The sequence below is a fragment of the Candidatus Streptomyces philanthi genome, assembly GCF_059553635.1.
Genome location: NZ_JCANQV010000593.1, coordinates 1 through 1,463 on the forward strand (window position 1 = coordinate 1; position 1,463 = coordinate 1,463).

The window sequence follows — 1,463 nt, forward strand, 5'->3', positions numbered from 1 at the left end:
CCGCGAGGAGGCCGGGGGGCCGCGGCCGGCGCCGGGCCGTCTCGTCGAGGGCTGTGGTCACTGTCCCGCCTTTCCGTGGGCACGGCTGTCGCGTGGGGTGGTGGCCGGCCGGGACGGGTGGTGTACCCGAAGAAGCCGGAGATGTCTTAGGTTAGCCTTACCTAAGTCATTCTCTCCCTGAGGGGGTATCCGATGCTGCTGTCCCACGGGACGAGCGGCCGCCGACGCGTGCTCACGCCCTTCCTCGCCGTACTCGTGACCGCGATCGCGGCCGCCGTACTGCCCGCCGCCCCGGCACACGCCGCGCCACGCACCGTCCTCGGCGGACGGCTCGACTGGGGGATCAAGTCCTCCTTCCAGTCCTATGTCACCGGGCCCGTCGCCCGGGGCAGTTGGGCGACGACCGGCGGCGCCGCCACGGTCGGCGACAGCCGGTTCCGTTTCCACTCCGCCACCGGCACCTACGACCCGGAGAGCGGCGCCCTGCGCGCCGGTTACTCCGGCGGCGTCCGCTTCACCGGGCACCGCGCCCCCGACGGCTCGTACGCGCTCGACCTCACCGTCAGCCGCCCCGAGGTCGTCGTCTCCGGCGGCCGGGGCACCCTCTACGCCGATGTGGACGGCAAGGAGAAGGGCTCCGGCAGGCCCGTCGGCGGCCGCCGCGTCCCCCTGGCCACCCTCCACCTCTCCGGCGTCGACACCCGCGGCGGCACCACCCCCGTCGCCCTCACCGGCGTACCGGCGACCCTCACCTCCCAAGGAGCGCGCGCGTTCGCGGGCTACTACACCGCGGGCACCCCCCTGGACCCCGTCAGCCTCTCCGCCGACGTCCGCACCGCGGAGCCGGAAACGGCCCCCGCGTCACCGAAGGCGTCGGACACCCCGCTGCCGAAGGGGGCCCTCGCCGACGCCGCCGTGGACTGGGGAGTGCGCCGCACCTTCCGCGAATACGTCACCGGACCCGTCAACCGCGGCTCCTGGAGACTCTCCGGCGGCGCCCGCGACGGCGGAGCCCTCTTCCGCTTCCCCCGGGGCAAGGGCTCCTACGACCGCGAAAAGGCCGCCCTGGACGCCGCGTTCACCGGCACCCTCCGGCTGACCGGCAGTCATGTCGACCTCACCCTCGGCAAGGTCGCCGTCACGGCGGAGAACGGCCGGGGCACCCTCTACGCGGACGTCATCTCGCACGGCTCCACCACACGCCACGTTCCCCTCGTCACCTTCCCCACCGGCACCCTCAAGCCCAGGAACGGCCTGATCACCGTCTCCGAGGCCCCGGCCACGCTCACCGGACGCGGCGCCGAGGTCTTCGGCGGCATGTACGGGCCCGGCACCGCCATGGACCCCGTCTCCCTGGCCGTCGCCCTCGACCGCGAGGCCGCCCTGCCGCCCCTGCCCGACCTCGGCAGCGACCCCACGCCCACCGCCTCCCCGACCCGCGGCGCCACCTCGCGGCCGCCCGC

General features: G+C 74.8%; 1 protein-coding gene. It reads left to right on the top strand.

Annotated features, from left to right (window positions below; translation table 11 throughout):
* Window positions 1-192: 192 nt before the first annotated feature.
* Window positions 193-1,463, top strand: a 1,271-nt coding sequence (locus AC51EU_RS30480) for an HtaA domain-containing protein (protein ID WP_496270325.1), incomplete at its 3' end; no start/stop codon positions are given.